We start from the raw sequence: 2927 nt of genomic DNA, 5'->3' as shown, positions 1-2927 counted from the left end.
TTTCTGATGAAAAATTTTTATCAGATTCATAAAAAAAATAGTTTGCTATTTAAAATTTAATTTAGATATTGCAAAAATTAATCAGATAAAAACTTTTTTTAAAAAGAATATGCATTATTCAAAGTTGAAATTTGAGAACTTTGTAAATAAGGTAGATAAAATACTAGGTCAAAGTCTTTCGGATCAGACGCTTGTGTCATCACTGTCTGCCTTTGGCTATGGGTTAAAAGAGATGGAGAGGGGCAGGCAATTGCTGGAAAATTTGCGACAAACAGACCAGGAACAGGAAGCTGCAAGGAGAAGAAGAATTCAATTAAATCGTGAAAAGAGTGATCTTCAGAAAAGTTTGCAAAAGAGATACATGCGTTTTATTAAGCTTGGCCGGGTTGTTTTCGATAACGACAACATGGCAAAGAAAGCTTTGGGATTAGAAGGTCCGAGAGCAAAACAGTTTGACGACTGGTATCGTCAGGTATATTTGTTTTGCAAGAACCTGATTGCCGAAGATAAGTGGATGAAAGCTCTTACAGGATTTGGAGTGAAGAAAGCCGACATCAGGGATATTCTTGATGATCTTGAAAAGCTCGAAGAATTAAATACCAGGTTCGAACATGCAAAAGAATTGTCGAAAGAGATGACAAAAAAGAAACGGCAACAGCTTGTGGTTTTACAGGATTGGTTGAGCGATTATCTGAAAATTGCGCGACTCGCGTTGGAGGAGAAGCCACATTTGCTGGAAAAATTATTGAATTAGTGTCTGTCCATAAAGCCCCATTTGCTGTGTTACGCTTGCCGACAAAATGCTCATTTACGAAAAGTAAACTCCGCTTTTGGCGGTTTCGCAAGCCTTGCAACCGGCACTTTCTGAACAGACCCATGATAGTAAGAGTTTATAGACGGGAACGAATTAGGGCATGAGACCATTTCTGAATGTTTCTTTTTGCCAATCTCATTTTAGCAGAATAAAAGACTATACCGTAAAAGCAGGTAGGAGTTGTTGTTTGACGAACTGTTTATAAATGTTGGTTAACATAGATAATTTAAAGACGAATATGTGATTTGTTTGATAAAGGCATAAGAACCTGATTTTGTGAAAACCTTAATTGTTCTATGTTTTGAAACAATGGCGTGTTAAGATGCGTACAAAATTTTAGTGAGAATTTAGATGTGTTCTATATTGGAAACATAAGAGTAATTAGTGTCTGTCAAAAAGTGTTGGCTCTTCGTCATTGAATTTTTATAAAGGGCTGATTTTTAGAATTATTTATTAGTTTTGTTATCGTTTTTAAAGAGAATACTTAAAAAGTTTGGAGATTTATTTAGCAATAAATTATAGTCTGTCGATATATTATAAGGAAAGAAAAGTGCGTTTTGTTGATAAATTATTGTTATGAACGTATTCGAGAATAGTTTAATAAATATATTTTTGCTAATTGTGAAGTTGTTTTTGCCGCAAAAGGAAAGCAGATAACCCTAAACTATATGCCATGAAGAGAGGTTTACAGTCTTTCGTTTTTTTATTTGTGTTGTTGTTCGTTCTTTCGGGCCTTGAGTCTTTCGGGCAGGGACGTGATGTAGGAGGTTTTGTTGAGAAAATTGAGCTTCCCGTGATTCAACGTGGCGCTGCCAGCCCCGAGGTAATAACATCTTTGGATATAAATTATTGTTCACAGGGAGGATATGCTGACATTTATTTGGCCCCGGAAGATATTCCGTCAAGTACCATAAATGTTGTTTGGACAATTAAAACAAATATCGCAGGCAACGAGGAAGTGCATGACGGATGGGTAGACCCTATTGGAACAGCACCAGAAAACGGTGTGAGGTTTTTCCCGGACAGGATACCTTCCGAGTTTTATGGGGAAGCCATCTTTTTTCAATTCCAGTTTTATGATGGAAATATTACGGCCGGTGGAAATTATGATTGGACTTATGTGTATAAAATTCCTGAAATTTATCCTATCATGCCTGCAGAACTTCACTTATGTAGTGGCACAAGCGGTACAGTTACGCTGAATAATTCTGAATCAGGATATGAGTATTTTTTATATAAAGATGGTGTAGCGCAATCAAACTTTATTTCGGGCGCTGATGGAGTGCCTTTAAATTTCACCGTTCCTGCGCCTGATCCTTCTGCATCACCTGTCATATATACAATAGAGGCTCGTCGAAACAGTGATCCAAGGTGTGCGACGTTCATGAGTGGACAGACAAAAGTATATGGATACGATAATCCCGTTCCTGATCCTTCTTCAAACAGTCCTGTTTGTGAAGGAGAATCGATTGTCCTGGAAGACGGTAACCCTCTTGTTCCCGGATATCAGTATATTTGGGAAGGGCCAGGATTACCTTCAGGTGGACAAGTTGGCCATTCGGTTACCGTTTCCGATCCTTCGGTTATTGATAACAGTGGTGATTATTCCTATAATCTTACAATTATTGATACCAATAATCCTTCTAATTGTGAGGCTTCTGGAACCATTGTAGTAACGGTTTATGACAATCCTGTTGTTAATAATATAGATAATGACAGTCCTGCCTGCGTTGGAAATGATATAAATATTTCAATTGATGTTTCCGGCGGTTCAGGCCCATATACCTATTCATGGACAGGCCCCAATGGTTTTACCAGTACTGATGAAGACCCTGTGCTTTCTAATGTCACACTTGTTGATGCGGGAACATACGGGGTGGTTGTTACCGATGCCAATGGTTGTGGATCAACAACTGCTTCTACAGTTGTTACAGTAAACGAAAATCCGGTAATAGACGCTATTTCCAATGATGGCCCGGTTTGTGAAAGCGGTACCTTGAATTTATCGGTTACAGTGTCAGGAGGAATCGGTCCATATACCTATTCATGGAGTGGCCCCAACGGTTTCAGTAGCACGGCTCAGAATCCAACCATCACGAATGTTACGCTGGCC

The 2927-nt window shown here is 38.5% G+C and carries 2 protein-coding genes; both read left to right on the top strand.

The window, feature by feature from the left end; translation table 11 throughout:
- Positions 1-109: 109 nt before the first annotated feature.
- Positions 110-754 (top strand): PQLLE family protein, encoded by a 645-nt coding sequence (locus tag ATH1_RS0116640; RefSeq protein WP_010424455.1) that lies wholly within the window; start codon positions 110-112, stop codon positions 752-754.
- Between the two features lie 733 nt (positions 755-1487).
- On the top strand, positions 1488-2927 hold a 1440-nt coding region (locus ATH1_RS19840), incomplete at its 3' end, for a hypothetical protein (RefSeq protein ID WP_010424454.1).

This window comes from Anaerophaga thermohalophila DSM 12881 (assembly GCF_000191885.1).
GTDB classification, from domain to species: Bacteria; Bacteroidota; Bacteroidia; order Bacteroidales; family Marinilabiliaceae; genus Anaerophaga; species Anaerophaga thermohalophila.
Note: the sequence above shows the minus strand (reverse complement) of the source record. Positions and strands in the feature narration are given on the sequence as shown.

Coding starts and splice junctions, on each gene's coding strand:
- ATH1_RS0116640 (WP_010424455.1), top strand. CDS start 110: ATGCATTATTCAAAGTTGAAATTTGAGAACTTTGTAAATAAGGTAGAT.